We start from the raw sequence: 247 nt of genomic DNA, 5'->3' as shown, positions 1-247 counted from the left end.
CCCCGTCGACCCCGCCTGTCGCCTCGACATTAACCTTCGATGGCGCCGGCAAGCTCACCAGCGTAGTCACCGGTGGCGTATCCGACAAAACGCTCACCGTGACAGGCTGGGTGCCGGGCACCGTGACCGATGGTGTGTGGAAGGCCAATGGCGCGAATGCCAACCCGACGGGGATTGCCGTCAACATGGCCAACATTACCCAATACAATTCGGCCACCTACCGTAACCCTCCGGTTACCGATGGCTA

1 protein-coding gene is annotated in these 247 nt (G+C 61.5%); it reads left to right on the top strand.

Annotation, left to right across the window (positions count from 1 at the left end; all coding sequences use genetic code 11):
- Positions 1–247 (top strand): flagellar basal body FlgE domain-containing protein (locus AC0L3U_RS39975; protein ID WP_473365208.1); only part of this gene is annotated, 247 nt, incomplete at both ends.

The sequence above is a fragment of the Bradyrhizobium sp. Kon69 genome (genome assembly GCF_055807515.1).
The sequence above is the reverse complement of the archived record's forward strand: the minus strand, read 5'-3'. Positions and strand labels throughout refer to the sequence as shown.